Origin of the sequence: Denitratisoma sp. DHT3 (assembly GCF_007833355.1) — a bacterium.
In the GTDB taxonomy this organism is placed as follows: domain Bacteria; phylum Pseudomonadota; class Gammaproteobacteria; order Burkholderiales; family Rhodocyclaceae; genus Denitratisoma.
This window is the reverse complement of the sequence record NZ_CP020914.1, coordinates 686,133-711,526: the sequence shown is the minus strand read 5'-3', so window position 1 is coordinate 711,526 and position 25,394 is coordinate 686,133. Positions and strand designations below refer to the sequence as shown.

Sequence of the window (25,394 nt, the reverse complement as noted above, 5' to 3'; positions counted from 1 at the left end):
AGTCCAGCCATGAGCACATACCGCGAGATCACCCATAACGGCCTGTGGAAGCAGAATTCCATCCTCGCCCAGGTGCTGGGGCTGTGCCCCACCCTGGCCGTCACCACCACCCTCACCAACTCGGTCAGCCTGGGACTGGCCACGGCGCTGGTGATGGCGCTGTCCAACCTGACGGTGTCGGCGCTCCGGGCCTTCATTCCCTACGAGATTCGGATTCCGGTGTTCATCCTGATCATCGCCACCCTGGTGACCATGGTCGACCTGGCCTTCAACGCCTGGCTGCACGACCTGTATCTGATCCTGGGCATTTTCATTCCCCTGATCGTCACCAACTGCATCGTGCTGGCACGGGTGGAAGCCTTCGCCGCCAAGAATCCGGCCTGGCGCTCGACCTGGGACGGTTTCATGATGGGCGTGGGCCTCACCGGCGTGCTGGCGGTGCTGGGCGCGGTGCGGGAATTCGTCGGCCAGGGCACGGTGCTCTCCGGGATCGAGATGATCATTCCCGGCGCCCAGGCCATCCATGTCCTGCCCGAGGACTATCCCGGCTTCCTGATCAGCATCCTGCCGCCCGGCGCCTTCATCTTCCTGGGGCTGATGATCGCGGTGCGCAACTGGATGGATGCCCGCGCCAACGCCCGCGCGGCGGAACTGGCCCGGCGCCAGCACCTGGAGGCGCAGGCCGCCTGAGGAGCTCGCGCTTTATCCCATCGGGCGGCCCATCAAAACGATGGAAGTCTTGAGGTTCGCTCTGCCCGCCGTGCCCGCCGTGTCGCCGTGGTTCGAACCGAGGTTTCAAGGATGAATCAGACCAAACGCGCCGAAATCTTCGCTCGCCTCGCGGCGACGGACCCCCACCCGGTCACGGAACTGGAATACCAGACCCCCTACCAGCTCCTGGTGGCGGTGGTGCTCTCGGCCCAGGCCACGGACAAGGGCGTGAATCGCGCCGCCCGCCCGCTGTTCCGCGCCCATCCGACGCCCCAGGCGATCGCCGCGCTGGGCGAGGAAGGTCTGGCCGAGTACATCCAGACCATCGGCCTTTACAAGACCAAGGCGAAGAACGTCGTCGCCCTCTCCCGCCTCCTGCTCGAACGCCATGGCGGCGAGGTGCCCCACGACCGCGCCGCGCTGGAGGCGCTGCCCGGTGTCGGGCGCAAGACCGCCAACGTGGTGCTGAACGTCGTCTTCGGCGAACCGACGATCGCGGTGGACACCCACATCTTCCGCGTTGCCAACCGCACCGGGCTGGCGCCGGGGAAGGATGTCCGGGCGGTGGAGGACAAGCTGCTGAAGTTCGTGCCTCCGGAATATCGGCTGCACGCCCACCACTGGCTGATCCTGCACGGCCGCTACGTCTGCAAGGCCCGGAAGCCCGACTGCCCCCGCTGCCCGATCCGGGATCTCTGCGAATACAAGGACAAGACCCCGTGAGCCTTTTCAACCCCAGCCGCGACCAGGCGCGCCAGTTCCTGGTCGACGCCTGGAAGAAACGCATCGACAAGCTGCCGGCCACCGCCCTGGAAATCATGGCCGCCGACGTGGTACAACTGCACCCTGAATACCACGCCCTGCTGGGCGGCGGCGAGGAGGCCCTGGCCCGGGACTGGACGCCGGAACAGGGGGAGACCAATCCCTTCCTCCACCTCTCCCTGCACCTGGCGATCGAGGAGCAGTTGCAGATCGATCAGCCGCAAGGCATCCGCGCCGCCTACGAGCAACTGCTCATCCGGCGCGGCGACCGCCACGAGGCGCTGCACGCCATCCTCGACTGCCTGGCCGAGGCCATCTGGCGTTCGCAGCGGGACCGGGCGCCGATGGACGGCGAGGCTTATGTGGAATCGATCAGACGCGCGGCCGGCCGATGAATCAGGTGCAGCCGCATTGTTTCCAAAATGAATACAATGAATCATGCAGAATAAGTATCAAAAATTGAAGGCCAGACAGCGACTGGCATGATTTATTGAAGACTTGAATCCATCTGCTGATTGTTTCCGTTTTAGCTACAAACAGCACCCCATAACGCTCATCCTCATTCACTTCAGGACTCTCCCCATGCGTTTCGAAGGTACATCCAGCTACGTCGCCACTCCCGATCTGATGCTGGCGGTCAATGCCGCCATCACCCTGCAACGGCCGCTCCTGATCAAGGGCGAGCCGGGCACCGGCAAGACCATGCTGGCCGAGGAGGTCGCCGCCGCCCTGGGCCTGCCGCTGCTGCAATGGCACGTCAAATCCACCACCAAGGCGCAGCAGGGCCTCTACGAGTACGACGCGGTCTCGCGCCTGCGCGACTCCCAGCTGGGGGACGACAAGGTCAAGGACATCGGCAACTACATCGTCAAGGGCGCCCTCTGGCAGGCGCTGGAGTCGGACCAGCCGACCGTGGTGCTGATCGACGAGATCGACAAGGCCGACATCGAGTTCCCCAACGACCTGCTGCGGGAACTGGACCGGATGGAGTTCTACGTCTACGAGACCCGGCAGCTGGTCAAGGCCAGGCACCGCCCCATCATCATCATCACCTCCAACAACGAAAAGGAACTGCCCGACGCCTTCCTGCGCCGCTGCTTTTTCCACTACATCAAGTTTCCCGACAAGGAGACGATGGAGAAGATCGTCGACGTCCATTTCCCCGACCTGAAGCGGGAGCTGCTCAAGGAAGCCCTGGAAGTGTTCTTCGAGCTGCGCCAGATTCCCGGCCTGAAGAAGAAGCCCTCCACCTCGGAACTGATCGACTGGCTCAAGCTGCTGATGGCCGAGGACATCCCGCCCGAGGTGCTGCGCGCCCAGGACCGGAAGGCGGCGGTGCCGCCCCTCCATGGCGCGTTGCTGAAGAACGAGCAGGACGTGCATCTGTTCGAGCGCCTGGTCTTCATGGCCCGGCACAATCGGTGATTCCATACCTCCTGTTCATCGCCGGTCTACTGGCGCTGCTGGCGCTGATCGTCGGCTATTTCGGCCGACTCAATCAGCGCCTGCGACAGGTCTTGAAGCAACGCGACGAGGCGCTCCAGCGGAGCCAGGACAGCGAGGAGCGGCTGCGCCTGGCCCTGGAATGTGCCGGCGACGGCGTCTGGGACTGGAACATCGTCGAAGACTCGGCGCACTACTCCGACGGCTGGTGGGCGATCATCGGGTACCCGCCCGATTCGACGCGGAAGGACGACTCGACCTTCGCCTCCCTGGTGCATCCGGAGGACATGCCCCGCGTCCAGGAGGCGCAGCAACGCCACTGGCGCGGCGAAACGCCCATCTATCGCTGCGAGTTCCGGATGCGCTCGCGCGACGGCAGCTGGCGCTGGGTGCTCTCGCGCGGCATGTTGTGGGCACGCACCCCGCAGGGCGACCCCTTGCGGATGCTGGGAACCCACCTCGACATCACCGAGCGCAAGCTCGCCGAATCGGCCCTGGCGAAGGCCAACAGCTGGCTGCACATCCAGTTGCAGAAGATCCAGGAATTGCAGACGCAGCTGGCCAACCAGGCGATACGGGACTCGCTCACCGGCGTCTTCAACCGTCGCTACCTGGACGAGACGCTGGAGCGGGAAGTGGCCCGCACCCGCCGCGACGGCCATCCCCTGTCGGTGGTGATGGTCGACCTGGACCATTTCAAGACGCTCAACGACAGCTACGGCCATCTGGCGGGCGACCAGATCATCAAGACCGTCGCCGATCTGCTGCGCGCCGACACCCGCGCCGAGGACGTGGTCTGCCGCTACGGCGGCGAGGAATTCCTGGTGGTCCTGCCCGGCATGACGCTGGACCACGCCCAGGCACGCGCCGAAACCTGGCGCGAGCGCTTTGCCGACGCTGAATTGAGCTTCGGCGATTTCACCCTCAGGATCACCGGCTCGTTCGGCGTTTCCAGCTATCCCCAGCACGGCAAGACCCCGGACGATCTCACCCACGCCGCCGACTCGGCCCTGTACCAGGCGAAACACCTGGGCCGCAACCGGGTCGAAATTTATAGCGGCGAATCCATCGCCTTCGTGGCCAAAACCTCATCATGCTGATCGACTTTTTCCTGCACCTCAAGGCGCGCAAGCTGCCGGTCTCGACCCGCGAATTTCTGACCCTGCTGGAAGCCATGCGGGCCCGGGTGGCGGGACACAGCATCGACGACTTCTACTTCCTCGCCCGCGCCTGCCTGGTGAAGGACGAGACCCAATACGACAAGTTCGACCAGGCCTTCGGCGAGTACTTCCGCGGCGTCGAGCAGATTCCCGGCCTGGCGGCCGAGCTGCCCGAGGATTGGCTGACGGCCATGGCGAAGAAGATGCTGACGCCGGAGGAGAAGGCCAAGCTTGAAAAACTGGGCTGGGACAAGCTCATGGAGGAGTTGAAGAAGCGCCTGGAGGAACAGAAGGGGCGCCACCAGGGCGGCAACAAGTGGATCGGCACCGGCGGCACCAGTCCCTTCGGCAACAGCGGCTACCATCCGGAAGGCATCCGCGTCGGCGGTGAATCCGCGGGCAACCGCACCGCCGTCAAGGTCTGGGAAAACCGGGAGTTCAAGAACCTGGACGATTCGATGGAGCTGGGCACCCGCAACATCAAGGTCGCGCTGCGCCGCCTGCGCCGCTTCGCCCGCGAAGGCGCGGCGGAGGAACTGGACCTGGACGGCACCATCCAGGGCACGGCGCGCAACGCCGGCTGGCTGGACCTGAAGATGCGCCCCGAGCGCCACAACAAGGTCAAGGTGCTGCTGTTCCTCGACGTCGGCGGCTCCATGGACGACCACATCCAGGTCTGCGCCGAGATGTTCTCCGCCGCCCGCGCCGAGTTCAAGCACCTGGAGTATTTCTACTTCCACAACTGCGTCTACGACCACGTCTGGCGCGACAACAACCGGCGCCGCGACGAGCGCATCCCGCTCTGGGACGTGATGCACAAGTACGGCGAGGATTACAAGCTGATCTTCGTCGGCGACGCGACCATGAGCCCCTACGAAATCCTCCAGCCCGGCGGCTCGGTCGAGTACAACAACCCGGAGGCCGGCGCCGTCTGGCTGGACCGGCTGCTGGAAGCCTATCCCTCGGCCGTCTGGCTGAACCCCGAACCGGAGCGGCTCTGGGATTACCGCCAGTCGATCCAGATCCTGCACGGGATCATGGGCGGCCGCATGTTCCCCCTCTCCCTGGCGGGCCTGGAGCGGGCGATGCGTCAGCTCAATAAATAAGGAAGCACTGAACAAGTCCCCTTCCGTTCGGGCTGAGCCAAGACGAAGGGCTCAGTGCGGACGGACTCAATCAGTGTTTCCATAACAGTTCACTCCAGCGGCGGCGCCACCTTGAGGATTTCCTTGATGGTGGTGAAGCCCGCCGCCACTTTCGCGGCGCCGGCGATGCGCAGCGGCTTCATCCCCTCCCGCACCGCCTGCTCGCGCAACCGCGACTGATCCGTCCGCTCGCCGATCAACTGCCTGAGTTCGGGTGACAGCGACATGATCTCGTAGATTCCAATCCGCCCCTTGTAGCCGGTGCGGCGGCATTCCAGGCAGCCTTGCGGGTGGTACAGCGTCTCCGGCTTGCTGGACTTCCAGGGCGCGACCAGGGCGCTCCAGGTCAGATCGTCGTCGGTGCGCAGGCCGCCGGCCACCTTGCAGTGGGGACAGAGCGTGCGCACCAGGCGCTGGGCCATCACGCCGATCACCGTGGCCTGCAGCAGATAGGGCGGCACCCCCAGATCCAGCAGGCGGGTGATGGCGCTGGGCGCGTCGTTGGTGTGCAGCGTGGACAGCACCAGATGGCCGGTCAGCGCCGCCTGGATCGCCATCTCGGCCGTCTCCAGGTCGCGGATTTCGCCCACCATGATGATGTCCGGGTCCTGCCGCATCAACGCCCGGATGCCCTCGGCGAAGCCCATGCCGATTTCCGCCTGGACCTGCACCTGGTTGAAGGCGGGCTCGACCATCTCGATCGGGTCTTCCAGGGTACATACATTGACGTCGTCGGTGGCCAGTTGCTTCAGGGTCGAATACAGGGTGGTGGTCTTGCCCGATCCGGTCGGGCCGGTCACCAGGATGATGCCGTTGGGCCGGCTCGTCATCTCATGCCAGCGCGCGGCATCGCTGGTGCCGAAGCCGAGTTCGGAGAAGTCCCGCACCAGCACCTCGGGATCGAAGATGCGCATCACCAGCTTTTCGCCAAAGGCGGTGGGCAGGGTGGACAGGCGCAGCTCCACTTCCTGGCCATCGGGATTGCGCGTCTTGACCCGTCCGTCCTGGGGGCGGCGCTTCTCCACCACGTCCATCCGCCCCAGGATCTTGATGCGGCTGGTCATCGCGTTCAGCACGGGCATCGGAATCTGATACACCTGATGCAGCACCCCATCGATGCGAAAGCGGACGACGCCGAGCTCCCGCCGCGGCTCGATGTGGATGTCGGAAGCCCGCTGATCGAAGGCGTATTGCCAGATCCAGTCCACGATGCGGACGATGTGCTGGTCGTTGGCGTCGAACTGGCGGTTGGTCTTGCCCAGCTCCACCAGCTGCTCGAAGTTGGAGGCGCCGGCGGCGGACATGTCGCCCCGCGTCATGGCGCTCTTGACCGACTTGGCCAGGTTGTAGAACTCCACCTGGTAGCGGGCGATGTCCTCCGGGTTCGCCACCACGCGCCGTATCTCCTTGCGCAGCACCGGCGCCAGCTCGGCTTCCCAGCCGCGCTCGAACGGCTCCGCCGTGGCGACGACCACCTCGTTGGCCCGCACTTCCACCGGCAGGATGCGGAAACGGATGGCGTAAGCGTTGCTCATCACATCGGTCACGGCGGCGAAATTGATTTTCAGCGGATCGATGTGGAAGTAAGGCAGCCCGGACCAGGCGGCCAGCCAGTGGGTCAGGGTCTCCAGGTCGAGCACGCGGCCGGGTGATTTGGCGGATTTCCAGTGCTGGCCGGCGATGACCGCCAGCGGATGGGATTCGCCCTTGTAATAGCGGCGTTCCCGCTTGAACTTCTCGGCCTCCGGCACCGCCAGATGCCCTCCCTCCACCAGGGCATCGACAACCTCCATCAGGGTCAGACGATGTTCAGACGGGTTGACTGCGACGTTGGTCATGGCGCGGCGTTTCTGTTGTCCAGCGAGCAATATAGCCGAACTCCTCCGGCCCGGCCCACCACGATACATACTGGTTATGATGGCGGCGTTGCAAAATCCTCACGAATGAAAAAATCACCGATGTCACGCCTGCTCTCCCAAATCACCGGCCGCGCCATGGCCATGCTGTTCCTGCTCGCCCTCGCCGCTCCCGGTACAAGTAGTGCCGCGGAACCCATCGCACGGGAGAGCCAGGGCTGCACCCAGGCGCGCGATCCGGAGCGCTGCGCGGCGCGCCTGATGGCCCGCCGCATCTGCGCTCGCTACAAGGGGGACGAGTTGCGCCAGTGCATGGAGGACCGCATGCCGGCGCCCGACTGCCGCAAGGCCCGTCGTCCGCAACGTTGCGTTGCGCTGGTGAAGGCCCGCCAGGCCTGCCGGGACAAGCCGGCCGCGGAGCGGCGCATTTGCCTGCAGGCGCAGCGCGCCCGGCCGGCCAGGATCGCGACGGCGAGGTGAGCCGTTCAGATCTGGTAGGACTGGCCGTCTTCCCGAATCGACGCCGCCACCACGTCGGCGGTCAGTTGCGGCGCCAGCAGCTCGACGAAGGCCATGGCGAAGCGCCGCGGCAACGCGCCCTGCCGCAGCGCCAGACGGGTGATGTTGGCGCCGAACAGGTGCCCCACGTCCACCGCCACCAGACCGCTGTCGCGCTGGGGATCGAAGGCCATCGCGGCGATGATGCCGACGCCCAGTCCAAGACTGACATAGGTCTTGATCACGTCGGAGTCCACCGCGGTGAGCGCCAGATTGGGCTGGATGTCGGCGCGGCGGAACGCCTCGTCGATCCGGCTGCGGCCGGAAAAGGCCGGGTCGTAGGTGATCAGCGGATAGCTGGCCAGGGTTTGCAGGGTCAGGGCATCCTTCTCCAGGAGCGGATGGCCGGCCGGCGCGATCATCAGGTGATGCCAGGAATAGGCCGGCAGGGACACCAGGTCCGGCGCGCTGGCCAGCGCCTCGGTGGCGATGCCGATGTCGGCCAGGCCGCGCTGCAGATTCTCCACCACCCGGTGCGGATCGCCTTCCTGGATCGACAGCCGCACCTGGGGATAGCGCCGGGTGAATTCGGCCACCACCCGCGGCAGCACATAGCGGGCCTGGGTGTGGGTGGTCGCCACGGTCAGGGTGCCGGCGGACTCGTCGCGGAACTCGTCCGCCACCCGCCTGAAATTCTCCGCCTCCAGCAACACCCGGCGCGCCGCCCGCACCACCGCCTGCCCGGCCGGGGTGAGGCCGGTGAAGCGCTTGCCCGAGCGCTCGAAGATGGCGACGCCGATCTCGGCTTCCAGGAGGCGGATCTGCTTGCTGACGCCCGGCTGTGAAGTGAACAGCCGCTCCGCCGCGACGGTGACGCTGAGGCCGCTGTCGACGACCTCGATCAGAAAGCGCAATTGCTGGATCTTCATGATCCGCGAGACTTGCGCGCTAGATCAGCGCATCCGGCCGGCCAAGGGATCAGTGCTCCTTGGCGTCCAGCACCTTCTGGTGAATTTCCACCTTGTAGCGCTGACGCAAGGTGCTGAGCCAGGCGCTGAACTCCTCGCCGGCGACGATCTGGCCGTACTGCTGGCGCAGCATCTGGGCGCGGCTGTCGTCCTCGCCCTTGAACGGCTTGACCTGGGAAATCCGGTACAGGGCATAGCTGCCGTCCGGCCGCACGGCGCCGGCATAGGCGGGCAACCTGGCGACATCCGCCCTGAACACCGCCTGCAATTCCTCCCGGCCGACGTCCGCCGCACCCAGGCGCGGCACGCTGCGCGCGGCGCCCCACTTGATCTCGGCCCCGCCCTCGGCCTTGGCCGTCCGCGCCAGCGCCGCCTCGCCGGCCTGACGCGCCAGCCTGGCGGCCTCCTCCTGGATCAGGCGCTTCTCGATCTCGCCCTTCACCTCGTCCAGGGCGCGCATGCTGGCCGGCTTGTGCTCCAGCAGGCGGGCGGCGACCAGGACGTCCTGCCCCATTTCGACCGCCTCGGTATTGCGCTTGTTCTTCAGCACGTCGTCGGAGAACACCGCCGCCAGCAGCTTGGGATTGTTCAGGGGACCGGCGCCCTGCCCGTCCCGGGTGAGCCAGCCGCTTTGCATGGGCTTCAGCTTGAACTTGTCCTCCACCGGCTGCAGGCTGTCGGCCTGCTCATAGACCATGTTGGTGAAACTCTCCACCGCCTCGGTGAATTTGCGGCCGGCCGCCTGCTGGCTCAACTGGGCGACGATCTCGCCCTTCACTTCCTCGAAGGGGCGCACCCGCTCCGGACGCACGCCGGTGAGCCTGATGATGTGGAAGCCGAAATCGGAACGGACCACGGTGCTGACCTCGCCTTCCTTGAGCGCGAAGACCGCGTCGTCGAAGGGCTTGACCATCATGCCGCGACGGAACCAGTCCAGATCGCCGCCGTGGGCGGCGGAACCGGGGTCCTGGGAGTGCTGCTTGGCCAGGGCGGCGAACTCGCCGGGCGCCTTGCGAATCCGCGCCAGCAGCTCGTCGGCCTTGGTGGCCGCGGCCTTGACCGCCGCCTCGGGCGCGTTCTTCTCCGCCAGGATCAGGATGTGGCTGGCCCGGCGTTCCTCGGGCTGCCGGTATTGCTCGGCGTGGCCCTTGTACCAGGCCATCGCCTCCTCGTCGCTGACGCTGACCTGCCCCAGCAGGCCCTGGCGGGTCAGCGCCACGTACTCGACGCGCACCTGCTCGGGCACCTGGAAAGCGCTGGCATGGCTGTCGTAGTAGGCCTTCGCCGCATCGGCGCCGAGCTTCACCTGCGATGCGAACTGCTCGGGCTTGAACAGGGCCTCGGCGACTTCCCGCTCCTCCAGTTGCGCCGCCAGCCAGCGGTCAGCGCCGCCCTTGCCCGGCAGCGAAGCGCCCACCGCGCCCAGCGCCTGCTGCATTGCCATGTCCTGGCGCAGGCGCGCCTCGAAACTGTCGATGGTCATTCCCTGGGCGGCGACCAGAGCCTCGTATTTTTCCTTGGAAAACTTGCCATCGTCCTGCAAGGAGGGCACCGAGGCGATGAACTGCGCCAGTTGCGCGTCGCTCACGCCCAGCCCGGACTTGGCGGCGTGCAGCAGCAGCAGGCGCTGGTCGATCAGGCCGTTCAAAACGTCCTGGCGGATCTGCGGCGTGTCCAGCAGTTCCTGGGGCACCGGCCGTCCGGCCGCGCTCCGCATCCGATTCTGCTGCTCCTGCAAGCTCTGCTGAAACGCCTGCAGGCTGATGGCGCTGCCGCCCACCGTGGCAACGTCGTTGCTGGAGCCCATGTGATTGATGTAGGAATCCACGCCCCAGAAGGCGAAAGGCAGGATGATGCCCGCCAGGACGACCTGGACGATGCGGCGATTGTTGCGAACGAAATCGAACATGACGGAAACGATGGCTCAGATGTGAATTGAAAAAGGCGAACCCGTTTGCCGGTTCGCCTTTTTTCGTTGGAAAACAAATGGCTGATTGGCCCAGACGCGCCGAAGGATACCATCAAACACGGCGAACCATGGCGCATGGAACCGGGCGCAACCGATATCCCATCGACGCACTACGCATAAAGCAAAACACCTTGTAGGTCCGCGCGCATCGCGGCTCCACAAGGTGCTGGTAAAGGCATGAATTTGGCGGTGGCCGTAGTCAACCGCGAACCTATCTCAGTAAGAAATTCCCTGAAGCGAAAAAAGATACAGGGAATTTCAGCATGTTGGGCGGCAATTTAATGCCCTCCTCTCCACCGTTAAAAGCTGACCAGGTCCTGGGATTGCAGAGAACCAGCTCATCTGGACGGAAAAATCAAGCAGGGGATTTCTGTCATGGGGAGGTGGTTCGTTGCCTTGCCGGACTTCATGTCGAACGAGTCCTTTACAGCGTTATATTATGTTGTATATTACGATGCAGATTACGAACCTCCTGCCAATCATCGACTGCAATCACCGTCGTGCGCTCTCTTTGCCCCCTCCCAATACTCAGCGAGCAACTCGCATTTCCCCGAGGGGATGGGTTGCTCGAGCAGGACGGTGATGGTTTATTGACCACACCAGGGCTCCTGCGGGATGCCGAAATCAGTCTCGAGCCGGCATGAAACCCATTGCACGCTTGTTCGAGGACACCTTCGGCCCGGTAGCCCTGCTGGCGGCTCCCAAAGTACCGCCGACACCCCATCGTCGCCTTCGGATCTGGCAATTGCCCAGTACCTGGCATTGCCCACTGATCGGCACTTGCCTGACCATCGCCGAATTGCGCCAACTGGCCAGGCGGGCCGGGTTTGATGAGTCCAGGATGCCGGACTACGTGCTTCATTCCGCTGTCGTCGGCCATTGCGACGAACGAACCGAAATTGCCGAGCTGATCCAGCGGTTTCTCGATCGTCGCTACGCCGCGTCGATCCAGCAGTTTGCCCAGGCGAAAGGCAGTGACGCAGTCCTTGCCCTGTGGCGGGTCGCCTACGCTGAAGGCCGCGTCGAGGGAAGCCTGTGGGCGGCCTGGACCCACCCCGATACCAACGATTACACCGGGACCGTCATCTATGGCGAGATGCACATGCTGTCGCATCGCCTCGGAGCGACGGAACGGACAGAAAAGCAGCGCCTGCATACCCTCGAACAAGACAGTGCCAGGCTGCATGAGGAAATCGCCACCCTGCGGCAGAACCTCCTGGTCGTCCAGCAGGAACGGGATCGTAGCGTCATCTTGTTGGAGGGGCGTCTGGCCGAAAGCGAACGGAAAGTTGCCCAGTGCCAACGGGAAGCGGCGGTTGTCGCGGCGGCGGAAAAACTCAAGGCCGCAAACGCCGCGCTGCACGAGCGCAACGAAGCCCTCGGCGAGCGCTTGGCGGCCTCCCAGAGCCTGATCGCCGACCTGGAAGACGAGCTGGCCCAGACCCGCCATGTATTGCGCAAGACTGTGACGCCTCTCGAGGCAACAGCGCTTCCCGGTACCTTCCCGGTCAGTGCCGCCGATCATCCGGACGGACCGGCAGAAGTCCGCCTGAACGGCTACCGTATCCTTTGCATCGGCGGCCGCCCCGGCTTGATCGACCATTACCGACGACTCGTCGAAGCCGGCGGCGGGCATTTCCTCCACCACGACGGCGGCCTGGAGGACAACGAACACCGCATCGACGCCGCGGTTGCGGGCGCCGATGCGGTGGTTTGTCAGATCGGCCATATCTCCCATTCTGCCTATTGGCGGATCAAGCAGGCCTGCAAGCAACAGGAAATGCCCTGCATTTTCCAGAAATCGGCGGGCGTCACCACCTTTGCCCGCAGCCTGGAAATGCTGGCCCTGGAGACCAGCCAGCGCAGGACCGGATTCCTGGTGACGGGGAAGGAGCGAAAGCGCCATGACCACCTCCGCCGTTAGCGCCGGCCATCCGCTGCGCCACGTCGAGCAGTCCTGCCAGCGTCTGGAAGAAGCCGGACTGATCGACACCGAACGCGGCGACCTGGCCGGCGAGTACGGCAACACTGAGCTGCATTTCGCGTGCCGCTCCGACGGCCGTTGAGGAGACGGACATGCCGACCACCAGCCTGCTCGCCGAACTGCACGCCACCGTAGTAGATCGCCTCGGCCCCGAAGCCGAGGCGCTGACCCTGGAGCGTGCGGTGCTCGGCATTTTCTTCACCGGAGTCAAGCTGTCCAACGGGGCCGGCGGTCTCTGCGCGACACCGATCAAGAACGTACCCGAAGCGGTGTGCTGTCCGAGTTCTGCCAAGGCCATGCCGACGCCGGGAAAAATCGCCGGCCGCAAGGTGCTGTCGGTGCTGGACGACCTCTACCGGCCCCAGGACCTGCGTCGGGGACTGGCCATCGCCACCCTCAACGCGTTGGCCGAAAGTCTCTGGCTGCGGGACGGCCCGCCAGCAGGCATCGACCTGCGCTTCGGCGACGCCTTCGAGGCGCTGCCCCTGTCGCCTGGCCAGCGGGTGGCGCTGGTCGGCGCCTTCCCACCTTACATGCGGGAGCTGCGCCGGCGAGAGCAGCCCTTCAATGTCCTCGAACTCGACCCAGCCACGTTGAAACCGGAAGAGTTGCCCTATTACGTTCCGGCCGAGCGGGCACCGGAAGTGATTCCCGGGGCCGATGTCTTCATCACCACCGGCACCACCCTTATCAACGGCACCCTCGACGGCCTTCTCGGCCTGCTGCGGCCCGGTGCCGAAGCGGCGGTGATCGGGCCGACGGCGACCCTGGTGCCCGAGCCATACGCTCGGCGCGGCGTCACCGTTGTCGGCGGGACGCGGGTGACGGCCCCGGACGAACTGCTTGAACTCCTGGCCGAAGGCGGTTCCGGCTATCACTTCTTCGGCAAGACGGTGGAGCGCATCACTCTACGGCTGCCGCCCACATGCTGATGCAGTCGGTGGAGGTATAGCTGTCTCTAACCCGACACATCCTGAACACGACGACCTTCCATCCGGCAGACTTTCCTCCCCCTCCTCTCGATGTTCGTCTGGACGAACCCGAGAAGAGTTTAACCGCCCTCAAGGGCGGTTTTTTTCTTCAAAAACTCTCCCCTTGCTGGCGAAGCGGTAGTGGGAATGCATGGCCGCATGCTGCTGATTTTAAATGGGAGCTTACTCGGCAGTTCCTGGGCAAATAACCCGTGAAGCGAAAATCCGACGACTGATGATGCGCCGGCCCCAATTGATCCCCGGCTGCTCAATCAGGCGAAAAGCTGCATAGGATATCGGCACCAGCGCACCAAGCGTCAGTACCGTGCAAGCCAGGAACTTGAACGAGACTGCAACTGGCCAAGAGTAAATCTCGGTATACATCGGCATTAACAACACGATGATTGGAGAATGCAGAAGATATGTCGAATAACTGATCTTGCCGAAGAATACGGTCATCCGATTGACAAGGATTGACGTCGGCGAAAGCGCCAGCCCGACGACGAAGGCGCCGAAGATAATACCTTGCCAGTAATAAGGTTCGACCAGCGCTGTCCTGTTGTCCAGCAGGGCAAAGTATAGAACTGCCGCCCCCGTGACCAGTGCCAGTCCCACGTCGTTTTTTGATGAATGTTCTTTGAGAGACTCGTAAAGCCGAAATGCCACTACTCCGTTTACAAGAGTCGGCAGGTGATGAAAAAATGACAGCAACCAATAAGTCTCCGGATCGTTAACCAATCTAGGGAGCATATTTTCGAACACTCTGGCGATGATGATCGAAAGCATCATGGCAGTGACCGCCCGCCAAACGTTTCCACTTGTCAAATAGAGGGCGGGAAATATCAGATAAAAAATCATTTCCACGCCGATCGTCCAACCAGCGGGAACGATGCTCCACTGGTGCGCAGGGAAAATGTTGAAGGTGAATAGGACATTGTCGAGAACCTCATTCAGCGGTCTCGTCATGCCATTGACGGCCCACATACGTAAGAGCATGAAGGCGAGCACAGCATAGAACAACGGAGCGATGCGAAAAAAGCGTCTGATATAGAACGCGATCCATCCTTCCTGGTGAAGGCGCGATGTGTAGCACAGGGAAAATGCGCTGGCGACGAAAAATAGCATCACGCCGGCATGCCCGTTTTCCGCATACCGACCCCACATGGGTGTCGCTAGATGTGGTGCTGGCATTTGGGTCATATGGTAAAGAACAACCCATACCGCAGCAATTCCCCTCACGGCATCAAGGAACGCCAGCCGAGGTGGCGGTGACGCGGACTTTAAGAATTGAGGCTCAATGAGTTCCATGTGGCAATGGTATAAAAATATACTAATGTAATTCTAAGGTCGGCTCTGAATTTTGAATGAAGCTGCCCCTACAAATGTTGGTGAAGTAAAATTTTTCAGCATATTCATATGATTATGTCGTAGTACATTTTCCGCAAGTTAGGAGGAGCTCATGGTCTCTCGTCTTTGCTTTGCTATTCAATACAGTTGCTGCCTTCGCGACCCCTGACCTGCCCCCCGCCAGCCGTACCAGGCTGAAGTAGAGAAGTCCGTCAAACCATGGAGAATGACGGACATGAAGAAGAGCAGATTTAGCGAAGAACAAATCATCGGCTTCCTAAAGCAGGCCGAAGCGGGGATGCCGAGCAAGGAGCTATGCCGCAAGGGAGGCTTCAGCGACGCCACGTTCTACAAATGGCGTTCCTGGCCCCGGACATCGTGCAGCGAATCCTACGCGGTGATCATCCCCCGGATTTGACGGTGACTCGGCTGGTCCGGATGGCGCCTTTGTCGATGGCTTGGACGGGAAATGCCAAATAGAGAATAGCGATATGCGCGAAGGCCCCCATGGTGCGGACCTTGAAAAAGAAAAAGCCCCTCAAAACGAAGGGCTTAGACTTTGTGGCGGAGTGGACGGGACTCGAACCCGCGACCCCCGGCGTGACAGGCCGGTATTCTAACCAACTGAACTACCACTCCATATCGACTGGGCAACGAAGCCTTGCTGCGCTGCTTGCGACGGGGGCGAATTCTGCCGGCTTTGGTCGCCGGCGTCAATCCGGATCGACGATTTTTTCAGAGTTTTTTTTCCGCAAGCCATCGCCATGACGGCAAATCAGAATTCCTCGTCGGCGCGCAGGTAGCGCCATTGCCCCTGCGGCAAGTCGCCCAGGCGCACGCGGCCGATGCGCACGCGCTTCAGCCCCGCCACACGCAGTCCGACCAGCTCGCACATGCGGCGGATCTGGCGCTTGCGGCCTTCCCTCAGCACGAAGCGCAACTGGTCGTCATTGAGCCATTCCACGCGCGCCGGACGCAGCGCCTTGCCGTCCAGGGACAGGCCATGGTTGAGCAGCGCCAGACCGTTGGCGGCGATGTGGCCCTCGACCCGCACCAGATACTCCTTGTCCACCGTTGAATCCTCGCCGATCAGTCGCCGCGCCACGCGGCCGTCCTGGGTCAGCACCAGCAGGCCGGTCGAGTCGATGTCCAGCCGGCCGGCCGGCGCCAGGCCGCGCAGATGCGCAGGATAGAAGCGCTGGGTTTTGTCGCCGGAAAAATGGCTGCGCTCGGAGATCAGCGTCACCGCCGGCTGGTGGCCGTCCTCGGCCTGGCCCGAGACATAGCCCACCGGCTTGTGCAGCAGGATGGTGACGCGCTTGGACTGGCTGAGCCGGGCCGCCCCGCCCAGCGTGATTTCGGCGTCGGGCGCGGCGCGGGTGCCCAGTTCCGTCACCCGCTGGCCATCGACATAGACCAGGCCCTGCTCGATGTAGCTGTCGGCCTCGCGCCGCGAGCACAGGCCGCGCTCGGCCATCAGCTTGGAAATCCGCACGCCGGCGGGATTCGCTTCCGCCGCGGCGGCCGGTTTTGCCGCCGGCTGCGAGATGGCCTTCGCCACCCGCAGCCGGCGTTGGGGTTTGTCGTTCATGTTCATCGGTAAGGCAGGCTGACGCCAGGCGGTGCGCTGGCGGGCGCCAAGGATAACCCGTTACGGCGGGCTTGGCCGTATAGTGTGACGCCCCGATCGATCCGCCTTCACGCCCGATGCTCAGTTACCGCCACGCCTTCCATGCCGGCAACCATGCCGACGTGCTCAAGCACTTCGTCCTGGTGCAGCTGCTGCGCCATTTCAACTTGAAGGACAAACCCTATTGGGTGGTGGACACGCATACCGGCGCCGGCCTCTACGATCTGCGTTCGGTCTATGCCAGCAAGAACGCGGAGTTCGCCGGCGGCATCGCCCGGCTCTGGGAGCGCGGCGACCTGCCGCCAGCGCTGGCCGATTACGTGGATCAGGTGCGGCGTTTCAATCCCGATGGCACTCTGCGCACCTACCCCGGCTCCCCGGTGCTGGCCCTCAATCTGATGCGGGAGGCTGACCGGCTGCGCCTGTTCGAGCTGCACAGCACCGATGCGCGACTGCTGATGGAGAACCTCGGCCGCGCCTTCCCCGGCCGGGAAAAGCATTACGCCCTGCGTCAGGCCGACGGTTTCAGCGAGATCAAGTCGGTGCTGCCGCCGCCGCCCCGGCGCGGCTTCACCCTGATGGACCCGGCCTACGAGGACAAGCGCGACTACCTGCGCGTCGTGGCCGCCGTGAAGGAGGGCCTGAGCCGCTTCGCCACCGGCACCTTCGTCCTCTGGTATCCCCAGTTGCAGCGCGGCGACTCGCGCCAGTTGCCGGAAAAGCTGAAAAAGCTGCCTGCGGCGAGCTGGCTCCACGCCAGCCTCTCGGTCCAGGCCCCGGCGGCCGACGGCTTCGGCATGCATGGCAGCGGCCTGTTCATCGTCAATCCGCCATGGACCCTGGCCGCCACGCTGCGCGACGCCCTGCCCCTGCTCACCGAAGCCCTGGCCCAGGACGGCCAGGCCCGCCACCAGCTGGAATATCAGGACGGCGCCCCCGCCACGCCGGCGGCCAGACCGCACAAACCGCGCTCCTGAGCCTCGACCGACGCCCATAACGTCAACCCGCCCCTCTCCCCGCAAGCGGGACGAGGGAGCATTCGCGCAAGCGCCGTCCGCTCTTCACAAGCGGAGTTCCTTGAAAAAGTAGTTAACCACGGCGGCACGGCGGGTACGGCGAAAATTCTCGGTTTCACCTATTGGGTGATCCATCAGGTTCGAACCGAGGTTTTAAGGTTTAATGGCGATATGACATTGTCGATTATCGCCTTTACCATCGGCGTCCTCTGCCTGCAATGGCAAGCGCAACTGCCCGCCGCCGCGCTGCTGGCGACGCTGGCTGCGGTCGGCGTCCTGGCGCTGGGGCTCGGCCGCTGGCGGCCGCGGCTGCGCGCCCTGGCGCCGCTCGGCGCCTTGCTGCTGGGCTTCGCCTGGGCCGGCACGCTGGCCCAGCAGCGGCTGGACGAGGCGCTGGCGGCGGACCTGGAGGGCCGCGACCTCCAGGTCGTCGGGGTCGTCGCCAGCCTGCCCCAGGCGTTCGACAACGGCTGGCGTTTCGACTTCGCCCCGGAGCCCGGCCCTGGGCGCGCAGAATTGCCGCGGCGGCTTTCGCTGGCCTGGTACCGCGGCTTCCGCCCGCAGGACAAAACCGGCCTCGGCAACATACCCGAGCTTCATGCCGGCGAGCGCTGGCAACTGACGCTGCGCCTGAAGCGTCCCCACGGCAACCTCAACCCGGGCGGTTTCGACTATGAAGCCTGGCTCTTCGAGCGCGGTGTGCGCGCCACCGGCTATGTGCGCCCGGCGCCGGACAACCGCCGCCTGGCCGCCTTCGTGCCGAGTCTCGGCAGCTGGATCGAGCGCCTGCGGGAAAACGTGCGCCAGCGCTTCCAGGCCACGCTGGGTCCGCAGCGGCCCTATGCCGGCGTGCTGGTGGCGCTGGCGGTGGGCGACCAGAACGCCATCGACAACGGCCTCTGGCAGAGCTTCGCCCGCACCGGTCTGACGCATCTGATGAGCATCTCGGGCCTGCACATCACCCTGGTGGCAAGCCTGGTCTACGGCGCCGTCGGCTGGCTGTGGCGCCGTTCGCCGCATCTGCCCCTGCGGCTGCCAGCCCAGCAGGCTGCGGCGCTGGGCGGCTTTCTCGGCGCCTGGGTCTACTGTCTGCTGGCCGGGTTCGCGGTGCCGGCCCAGCGCACCCTGTACATGCTGGGCGTCGCGGCGGCGGCGCTGTGCCTGCGGCGTCCCCTCGCGCCGCGCCAGGTACTGGCGCTGGCCCTGCTGCTGGTACTGCTGATCGATCCCTGGGCGGTGCTGGCCGCCGGTTTCTGGCTCTCGTTCGGCGCCGTGGCCCTGCTGTTCCTGGTCGGCAGCGGCCGCCTGCATCCCGGCCATTGGCTGCGCCAGTGGGGCCGTGCCCAATGGGCCATGACGGCGGGCATGCTGCCGCTGCTGCTGGCGCTGTTCCAGCAGTTTTCGCTGGTCTCGCCGCTGGCCAACGGCGTGGCGATTCCGCTGATCAGCTTCGTCGTCACGCCACTGGCGCTGCTGGCCGCCGTGCCCGGACTGGAATGGCTGCTCTACCCGGCCCACTGGATCATGGAACTGCTGATGATCGGCGTCGAATGGCTGGCGCGGGCGCCCTGGGCGGTCTGGCAGCAGCATCAGCCGCCGCTCTGGGCGCTGCTCCTGGCGCTGCCGGGCATCGTCTGGCTGCTGCTGCCGCGCGGTTTCCCCGCCCGCTGGGTCGGCGCGGTGCTGCTATTGCCGCTGTTCCTGGCGCCGCCTGCCCGGCCCCTGGCGGGCGAAGCCGCCGTCACGGTGCTCGACGTCGGCCAGGGGCTGGCGGTCCATGTGCAGACGGCCAGCCACGACCTGCTGTTCGACACCGGCCCGGCCTACTCGCCCGACGCCAACAGCGGCAATCGCGTGATCCTGCCCTATCTGCGCGCGATCGGGGTCCAGCGCCTGGACCGGATGGTGATCAGCCACGAGGACAAGGACCATGCCGGCGGCGCGGAATCGGTGCTGGAGAGTGTGCCGGTGGGGGATTTGCTGAGTTCCCTGCCCTTCGAGCATGATCTCTCGGCACAGGCCCTGCCCCAGCGTCCATGCCTGGCGGGCGAGCATTGGCGCTGGGACGGAATCGAGTTCGCCATGCTGCATCCGAGCGCGGCCGACTATGCCCGGCCGACCGGCAAGACCAACGACCTGAGCTGCGTGCTGCGCCTGACCACGCCCCACGGGAGCCTGCTGCTGTCCGCCGATATCGAGGCCCGCTCCGAGGCCGGGCTGGTGGCGCGGCTGGGCGCCGGCCTGCGCACCGACGTGCTGCTGGTGCCGCATCACGGCAGCCGCACCTCGTCCAGCGCGACGTTTCTGGCCGCCGTGGCACCACGCCAGGCGGTGATCCCGGTGGGCTACCGCAACCGCTTCGGCCATCCGAAGGCCGACGTGCTGGCCCGCTACGGCGACATTCCACTGCACCGCACCGATCGCGACGGCGCGGTGGAAATCTTCTTCCGCCAGGGCGGTATCGAGGTCGGCCATGAACGGCAGCGGCGCCGGCGTTACTGGCACGGCCTGTAGCGCCGGCGTGCCCGGCGGGACTCAGTTCAAACGATTCAATGCATTGCTCCATCCCAAGGATTCGACCATTCCTCGGTGCATGGAGCTCCAGTCCAACTCCAGTTGCCCCGCAATCGCCGTTGCGCTCTCGAAGTTCTGGGTGTCGAGTGCCTCGGCCAACGCAAGCAATTTCCCCAGAATGCCTTCCCTGTGCAGAAGAGCGTCATGGACCTCGTCGGTGAGTTGGAGGTGTCGAAGAATCGTCGCCAGGGGGACTCTCAGGAGCGCTTCCAGATAGGACAGCAGCCCAATCATGAAAGCCTTGTCCTTCAGGCCGATACATCCGGGAAGAATCGTGACGAGGTGTTCAAGAAATCGCCCGCGGAAAGCCGCCAATTGCATGAGGGGATTCGGCAGGCCCGAAAACTGTTCGTCATCGGCGTAAAGCAGCAGCTGAATCCAGCGGCAGAGATTTTGCCGTCCAAGTAAAAGCAGAACCTCCCGCAAAGTGTCTACGCGCCTGGGGATGCCGGCCGCCGCCGAATTGACCAGCCGCAACAGATTCAGACACAGGGCGGGTTCCAGCTTCAGTCGCTTCTCGATCTCCGCGTTGCTTACGTCGGCGGTCAGCATCAAGCGCAACAAGTCGAGCAATGCGGCTCTTTGGGGAGATATCTGCCGTCCGCGATCGATTTTGGGGTGCGCGAAAAAATATCCCTGAAAGTAGTTGCAGCCGAAACTCCTGGCGGCTTCGTAAGCCTCTTCGGTTTCAAGCTTGCCCCCCACCAGCTTGACTTGTCCGAATATGTTCGGGTATTGCCTTGCATCGAAATCAAGGCCATCCCGCAGATCCAGTTTGACGAAATCGGCCACGGAAAGAAGCCGCTCCGAACTCCTTCCAGGATGATAATTTTCGAGCAACAGCTGAAAACCCGCGCGCTTGAGGAACACGCAGCGTTCCAATAAACGCTCCGTCGGAGGGGTGCTTGCCGGCAACTCGAGCACGATGCGTTCCGGCTCCAGCGCCATGAGCGTATCTTCGTGGAGCACGTCCTCCGTCACGTTGATGAAGCAAAGCGCATCGCCGATGGCGCCGAGATAACCCAGCTCACCAAAGGCGACCCGGATGACTTGAGCGGTGGCGCGAATCGGATCGGCGAAATTCGCTGTCGTTTGCCCGCGATCGCGGTAAAGCAGCTCATAGCCGAAAATCCGCCCATTGCCCCCGAAAATGGGTTGATTGGCAAGAAAGAATTCGCCATCGCCACCCACGTGCATGGTGTCCGAATGCACTGACAGGCGACCTTTTTGCAGCGCTTCGATGGATGCCCGACTGACACGGCGATGCCCACCGGCTGTTTTCCACGCATCGAGAATGCCGCTGTCGACCCAAAGCTGCACCGTCCGAAGGGACACGCCAAGGATGTCTGCGGCCTCGCGGGTGGAACATACCTGTTGGTAGGCGTGAGCGTTGAGATGTGATCCCATATTGCAGCGATTCTATCGAATTTTTCATATCGGGGTGAGATTTCATCTTGCCCAGGCGTTCTGGCCGAATGATCCCCCTCCCTGACGCTCCGCCTCAAAATATCGTCATAGAGCTTACTCCGGTTGTCGTGCCGACAGATAAGCGAATGAAACAAGCATGACTTCGAAGTGATATATTTTCAATTTATGAAGTATTATTTTGATAAAAATGATACCTGACCATGTGGCGTATCCAGGTCAATAAATTCGGGCTGAGGGCCTAAATAAAGCCAATACGAGGTTTTAAGTGGAAGAATCGTTGCCGCTGCGACAGATGGAGAACCATGTGCAGAAGAAATTGAAGAAGATCAACGTCATGAATCTGCGCATTGACATGCATATCCATGAATTCTGCACGCCGTGGATGAATCACCCCTTCTGGCGTGAGAATTTTCTTTTGCAGAAACAAGAGGATCTTCGTCAAATTCAGGAAAGCGGCATTGATGAAGTCTGGATCGATGTCCTGAGGGGACACGACATTGATGACGGTAAGAGCGAGGAAGAAAATAAATTAGCCGTCGATCAAGTTTTGCAGCAGGCGATGTCGCCTTCAACAGTGATTGCTCATGTGTCGATCACAGATGAATTGCAGACCGCGATGAAAATCTGTGAGACCGCAAGGAGCGCGGTGATTTCAATGTTTCATGAAATTCGCCTTGGCCAGGCCATCAATGCCGAGTCGGCAGGCGAACTGGTGGAGAGCATTTCAGCCTCGGTGAGGAGAAATGCAACGGCACTGGTAAGTCTGGCCCGCTTGAAGTCGATCGACGACTACAACCGCGCTGTTTTCGTCGACATTCTAGTTTTCGTGCTTGGTTTGGCTGGAGCGATGGCCGTCTCCTTTGCGCTGTCCGGAAAAATCGTCGGTCCCCTGCTCAATGCGATTCGCACAGCCAAGTCGGTGGCGGGCGGGAACTTGACCAATCGCATCGAGACTGGCGGAAAGGACGAAACGGGCGAATTGCTGCGGGCGCTTGCGGACATGCAGGCCAACCTGCGCGATTTGATTGGTCAGATTGGCGCCAATGCCCGCCAAACCGTAACTTCTTGCAGTGCGATGTCTTCGGAACTGAAACACATCACCCAGTCGGTTCACGGCCAACATGACGCCACTTCGGCTGTCGCCGCCGCAATCGAAGAGATGAACGCCAGCATCAACAACATTCACGTGAATGCCGACCAGGCGCTGGATGCCAACCGTGAGAGCGCCGAGCTTGCCTCGGAAGGCGTCAACGTCATTCAGAATGCCTCGAACGAGATGCTGAAAATCTCGGCCATCGTCAAGGATGCGGCCGACGTCATCGAGCGCGTGGGGCAGCAGACCGATGAAATATCCAGCATCGTCAATACCATCCGTGACGTTGCCGATCAGACCAATCTGTTGGCCCTGAATGCGGCCATTGAGGCGGCACGCGCCGGAGAACAGGGCCGGGGTTTTACCGTGGTCGCGGACGAGGTACGCAAGCTTGCCGAAAAGACGACCAGTTCTTCGGAAGAAATTCGTCAAATGATCGAGGCTGTCCAACTGAGCTCCAAGAATGCCGTGGATAACATCCACCAAATCGTCAATCAGATGGAAACGGCGGCTGGCTATGCCGCCAGCGCGCGCAAAGCAATCGAGTACATTCAGAGAAGCTCGAAACAGAGCGAGGGGCATGCCAAAGGCATCTCTGTCGCCCTGAGTGAACAATCCTCGGCCAGTCACCTGATTGCGCAGCAGATCGAAGGTATCACGCGCATGAGTGACGAAAATGCCCAAAGCGTGGCTCGGGCGGGGAGTGCGATGCATGAACTCGAAGAACGGTCGGGATCTCTGAGCACTACCGTGGAAAACTTCAAAGTCTAGTATCGGCCCACCAGCTCCTCACCCTCGAAATTCGGAAACCTAATAAATGATGCAGACTTTTTTCAGTCCGGCCCTGGCGCTGTCCAACCGGTTGCGGTATTCCCAAAAATTCCTGCTCGCCGCGCTGCTGGCGGCGATCTCCATCGGCGCCCTGTTTTTCAGTCTCCATCGCCAGTTGCAAAGCGGGATCGACAGCGGACGCAATGAGCTCAGGGGCATCGCCGTCGCCAGCTCGGTCAACCACCTGGTGCAACTGACCCAGGAGCACCGCGGACTCTCCTCCGGCGTACTGAACGGCAATGAGACGCTGAAGGCCCCGCGCAATACCAAGTCCGGCGAGGTGGCCGCCGCCCTGGCGGAAGTGGATGCCGCGCTGGCGCCGGCATTGCGCGCCAGCCAGGAATGGCAGCGCGTCCGCGACGACTGGCAGAAGATCCAGGCGGATGGCCTGAACTGGGCGCAGAGCGCCAACTTCTCGGCCCATACCGACCTGGTGGGCCGCATGCTGAATACCGCCGTGACGGTGGCGGACCACTACGAAATGACGCTGGAACGGGCGCTGGGCACCTATTACCTGATGGACATCGCGATCCACAAACTGCCCAGCGCCCAGGAACGCATGGGACAGTTGCGCGCCCTGGGCACCGGCATCCTGGCCAAACAGGAACTGACCGAGGAACGACGGACGCAACTGCTCAAACTGATGGCGGAACTGGAAGACGACGTGCGCAAGCTCAAGCAGAATGCGGAGAAAGTGCGGCGCCATGCGACCGCGGCGGGGGATGAGGTTGCGGCCGGCGTGGACGGCTTCGCGCAGACCAGCCGCGAAGCCACCCGCACCATCGAACAGGCCATCCTTTCCGGCGCCTTCAACATGGAGCCGAAGGCCTATTTCGAGCAGATGACCACGGCCATCGGCAAAGGCAACCAGTTGATCAACGAGACGATTTTCCCGTCCCTGGCGCGGCTGGTGGAGGACCGGGTGCAAAGCCAGCAGCGCAGCCTCTATGTCCAGCTGGCCGTGCAAGCCGGATTACTGTTCCTGCTGTGCTACTTCATGACGGGCATGTACCTGTCGATCACCGAAAACATCGGTCGGCTGGCCCGCGAAGCCGACCGGATGGCGCAAGGCGACCTGACCACCCGCGTGACCCTGAGTTCGCAGGACGAACTGACCCGGGTATCCACCGCCTTCAATCACATGGCGGAGTCGGTCGGTCTGGTGATCAAGGCCGTCGGCGCCGACGTCGAGCATCTGCGCCTGGCCTCGCACGACCTCTCCCGCTCCGCGGCGGAAATCGCCATCGCCAGCAACCACCAGAGTTCGGCGGCGGCGAACATGGCGGCCGCGGTCGAGGAGATGACGGCCAGCATCGATTCCGTGGCGCAAAATGCCCAACAAGCGCGGGACGCCACCCGCCAGGCGCGCGAGTTGTCGCACAACGGCAGCAGGACGGTGAGCGAGGTGGTCAGGGACATCCAGGCCATCGCCGGTTCGGTGAATGATTCGGCCCAGGACATCACCTCGCTGGAGCAGCACTCGGTACGGATTTCCTCGATCGTCGAATCGATCCGCGAGATCGCCGACCAGACCAATCTGCTCGCCCTCAACGCCGCGATCGAGGCCGCCCGCGCCGGCGAACAGGGACGAGGGTTCGCGGTCGTGGCCGACGAGGTCAGGAAGCTGGCGGAACGTACCACCCACTCCACCAGCGAGATCAGCGGGATGATCTCGGCCATTTCGGAAGGCACCCAGTCCGCCGTCCGCAGCATGGAGACCGGCGTCGCCTCGGTCCACCAGGGCGTCGCCGCCACCCAGAACGCCGGCGCGCTGATGGGAGACATCGAAAGCGGAGCCGAACAGGTCCTGACCATGGTGAGCGACATCTCCGCCGCGCTCAGCGAGCAATCGGTGGCGGCGGCCGACGTGGCCCGCAACGTCGAGCAGGTCGCGCAGATGGCCGAGGAGAACAGCGGCATGGTGGCGGGCAACGCCGACACCGCCCGGCGGCTGATGGATCTCGCCGACACCCTGAGCAGGGAAGTGGGCCGCTTCCAGGTTTGACAA

The 25,394-nt window shown here is 63.4% G+C and carries 20 protein-coding genes, 1 tRNA gene and 1 pseudogene; 15 read left to right on the top strand and 7 right to left on the bottom strand.

All coding sequences use genetic code 11. The features are described 5' to 3' along the window. Window positions 1-9 precede the first annotated feature (9 nt). From B9N43_RS03180 to B9N43_RS03155, 6 genes are all read left to right on the top strand, one after another. Entirely contained in the window at window positions 10-690 is a 681-nt protein-coding gene (locus tag B9N43_RS03180; protein WP_145840883.1) for an electron transport complex subunit E, read from the top strand. A 111-nt stretch (window positions 691-801) separates the two neighbouring features. Beyond that, window positions 802-1,434: an endonuclease III gene (gene nth, locus B9N43_RS03175; protein ID WP_145840882.1), complete on the top strand. Its 633-nt coding sequence runs from the start codon at window positions 802-804 to the stop codon at window positions 1,432-1,434. Further along, window positions 1,431-1,868, top strand: a complete 438-nt coding sequence (locus tag B9N43_RS03170; protein ID WP_145840881.1) for a DUF1841 family protein — start codon at window positions 1,431-1,433, stop codon at window positions 1,866-1,868. The genes nth and B9N43_RS03170 overlap by 4 nt, the downstream gene beginning before the upstream one ends. A 187-nt stretch (window positions 1,869-2,055) precedes the next feature. Then, a complete protein-coding gene (locus tag B9N43_RS03165) occupies window positions 2,056-2,898 on the top strand; it encodes an AAA family ATPase (RefSeq protein WP_145840880.1) in 843 nt (280 codons plus the stop codon). After that, complete coding sequence (locus tag B9N43_RS03160; protein WP_145840879.1) at window positions 2,895-4,016, top strand: sensor domain-containing diguanylate cyclase; 1,122 nt, start codon at window positions 2,895-2,897, stop codon at window positions 4,014-4,016. Before B9N43_RS03165 ends, B9N43_RS03160 begins: the two co-directional genes overlap by 4 nt. After that, window positions 4,010-5,182, top strand: coding sequence for a vWA domain-containing protein (locus B9N43_RS03155; RefSeq protein ID WP_145840878.1), 1,173 nt, complete (start codon window positions 4,010-4,012; stop codon window positions 5,180-5,182). The genes B9N43_RS03160 and B9N43_RS03155 overlap by 7 nt, the downstream gene beginning before the upstream one ends. 89 nt (window positions 5,183-5,271) lie before the next feature. On the opposite strand, the gene B9N43_RS03150 is transcribed toward B9N43_RS03155, so the two are convergent. Beyond that, complete coding sequence (locus tag B9N43_RS03150; RefSeq protein WP_145840877.1) at window positions 5,272-7,059, bottom strand: GspE/PulE family protein; 1,788 nt, start codon at window positions 7,057-7,059, stop codon at window positions 5,272-5,274. 120 nt (window positions 7,060-7,179) lie between these two features. Here B9N43_RS03150 and B9N43_RS03145 point away from each other — a divergent pair, with 120 nt between their 5' ends. Continuing rightward, window positions 7,180-7,557 (top strand): hypothetical protein, encoded by a 378-nt coding sequence (locus B9N43_RS03145; RefSeq protein ID WP_145840876.1) that lies wholly within the window; start codon window positions 7,180-7,182, stop codon window positions 7,555-7,557. A gap of 5 nt (window positions 7,558-7,562) precedes the next feature. On the opposite strand, the gene B9N43_RS03140 is transcribed toward B9N43_RS03145, so the two are convergent. Further along, complete coding sequence (locus tag B9N43_RS03140; protein WP_145840875.1) at window positions 7,563-8,504, bottom strand: CysB family HTH-type transcriptional regulator; 942 nt, start codon at window positions 8,502-8,504, stop codon at window positions 7,563-7,565. A 49-nt stretch (window positions 8,505-8,553) separates the two neighbouring features. Further along, complete coding sequence (locus tag B9N43_RS03135) at window positions 8,554-10,452, bottom strand: SurA N-terminal domain-containing protein (protein ID WP_145840874.1); 1,899 nt, start codon at window positions 10,450-10,452, stop codon at window positions 8,554-8,556. Between the two features lie 718 nt (window positions 10,453-11,170). Here B9N43_RS03135 and B9N43_RS03130 point away from each other — a divergent pair. The 3 genes from B9N43_RS03130 to B9N43_RS03125 are packed head-to-tail and all read left to right on the top strand — an operon-like array spanning window position 11,171 to window position 13,428. Continuing rightward, window positions 11,171-12,436, top strand: a complete 1,266-nt coding sequence (locus tag B9N43_RS03130; RefSeq protein ID WP_145840873.1) for a DUF2325 domain-containing protein — start codon at window positions 11,171-11,173, stop codon at window positions 12,434-12,436. Further along, a complete protein-coding gene (locus B9N43_RS17110) occupies window positions 12,417-12,578 on the top strand; it encodes a hypothetical protein (RefSeq protein WP_186453956.1) in 162 nt (53 codons plus the stop codon). The genes B9N43_RS03130 and B9N43_RS17110 overlap by 20 nt, the downstream gene beginning before the upstream one ends. Window positions 12,579-12,588: 10 nt before the next feature. After that, window positions 12,589-13,428, top strand: a complete 840-nt coding sequence (locus tag B9N43_RS03125) for a DUF364 domain-containing protein (protein WP_145840872.1) — start codon at window positions 12,589-12,591, stop codon at window positions 13,426-13,428. Between the two features lie 222 nt (window positions 13,429-13,650). On the opposite strand, the gene B9N43_RS03120 is transcribed toward B9N43_RS03125, so the two are convergent. Next, window positions 13,651-14,775 (bottom strand): acyltransferase family protein, encoded by a 1,125-nt coding sequence (locus B9N43_RS03120; RefSeq protein ID WP_145840871.1) that lies wholly within the window; start codon window positions 14,773-14,775, stop codon window positions 13,651-13,653. Window positions 14,776-15,049: 274 nt separating this feature from the next. On the opposite strand from B9N43_RS03120, the pseudogene B9N43_RS03115 reads away from it, so the two are divergent. Further along, window positions 15,050-15,178: pseudogene (locus B9N43_RS03115) on the top strand (transposase); the annotation flags it as partial. A gap of 198 nt (window positions 15,179-15,376) precedes the next feature. Here the strand turns inward: B9N43_RS03115 and B9N43_RS03110 are convergent. Then, a tRNA-Asp gene (locus tag B9N43_RS03110) sits at window positions 15,377-15,453 on the bottom strand. A gap of 136 nt (window positions 15,454-15,589) precedes the next feature. Continuing rightward, window positions 15,590-16,405 carry a pseudouridine synthase gene (locus B9N43_RS03105; RefSeq protein ID WP_145840870.1) on the bottom strand — a complete coding sequence of 272 codons (816 nt, stop codon included), beginning with the start codon at window positions 16,403-16,405 and terminating at the stop codon, window positions 15,590-15,592. Between the two features lie 116 nt (window positions 16,406-16,521). Here B9N43_RS03105 and B9N43_RS03100 point away from each other — a divergent pair, with 116 nt between their 5' ends. Both B9N43_RS03100 and B9N43_RS03095 read left to right on the top strand, forming a co-directional pair. After that, window positions 16,522-17,421, top strand: a complete 900-nt coding sequence (locus tag B9N43_RS03100) for a 23S rRNA (adenine(2030)-N(6))-methyltransferase RlmJ (protein ID WP_145840869.1) — start codon at window positions 16,522-16,524, stop codon at window positions 17,419-17,421. Window positions 17,422-17,631: 210 nt separating this feature from the next. Further along, the gene (locus tag B9N43_RS03095; protein ID WP_145840868.1) at window positions 17,632-19,974 is read left to right on the top strand and encodes a DNA internalization-related competence protein ComEC/Rec2; all 2,343 of its coding nucleotides are present in this window, start codon (window positions 17,632-17,634) and stop codon (window positions 19,972-19,974) included. Window positions 19,975-19,995: 21 nt separating this feature from the next. Here B9N43_RS03095 and B9N43_RS03090 read toward each other — a convergent pair whose 3' ends face one another. Beyond that, window positions 19,996-21,441 (bottom strand): helix-turn-helix domain-containing protein, encoded by a 1,446-nt coding sequence (locus B9N43_RS03090; protein ID WP_145840867.1) that lies wholly within the window; start codon window positions 21,439-21,441, stop codon window positions 19,996-19,998. A 286-nt stretch (window positions 21,442-21,727) separates the two neighbouring features. Here B9N43_RS03090 and B9N43_RS03085 point away from each other — a divergent pair, with 286 nt between their 5' ends. After that, complete coding sequence (locus B9N43_RS03085) at window positions 21,728-23,326, top strand: methyl-accepting chemotaxis protein (RefSeq protein ID WP_145840866.1); 1,599 nt, start codon at window positions 21,728-21,730, stop codon at window positions 23,324-23,326. A gap of 46 nt (window positions 23,327-23,372) precedes the next feature. Then, window positions 23,373-25,391, top strand: a complete 2,019-nt coding sequence (locus B9N43_RS03080; protein WP_145840865.1) for a methyl-accepting chemotaxis protein — start codon at window positions 23,373-23,375, stop codon at window positions 25,389-25,391. Window positions 25,392-25,394: the final 3 nt, after the last annotated feature.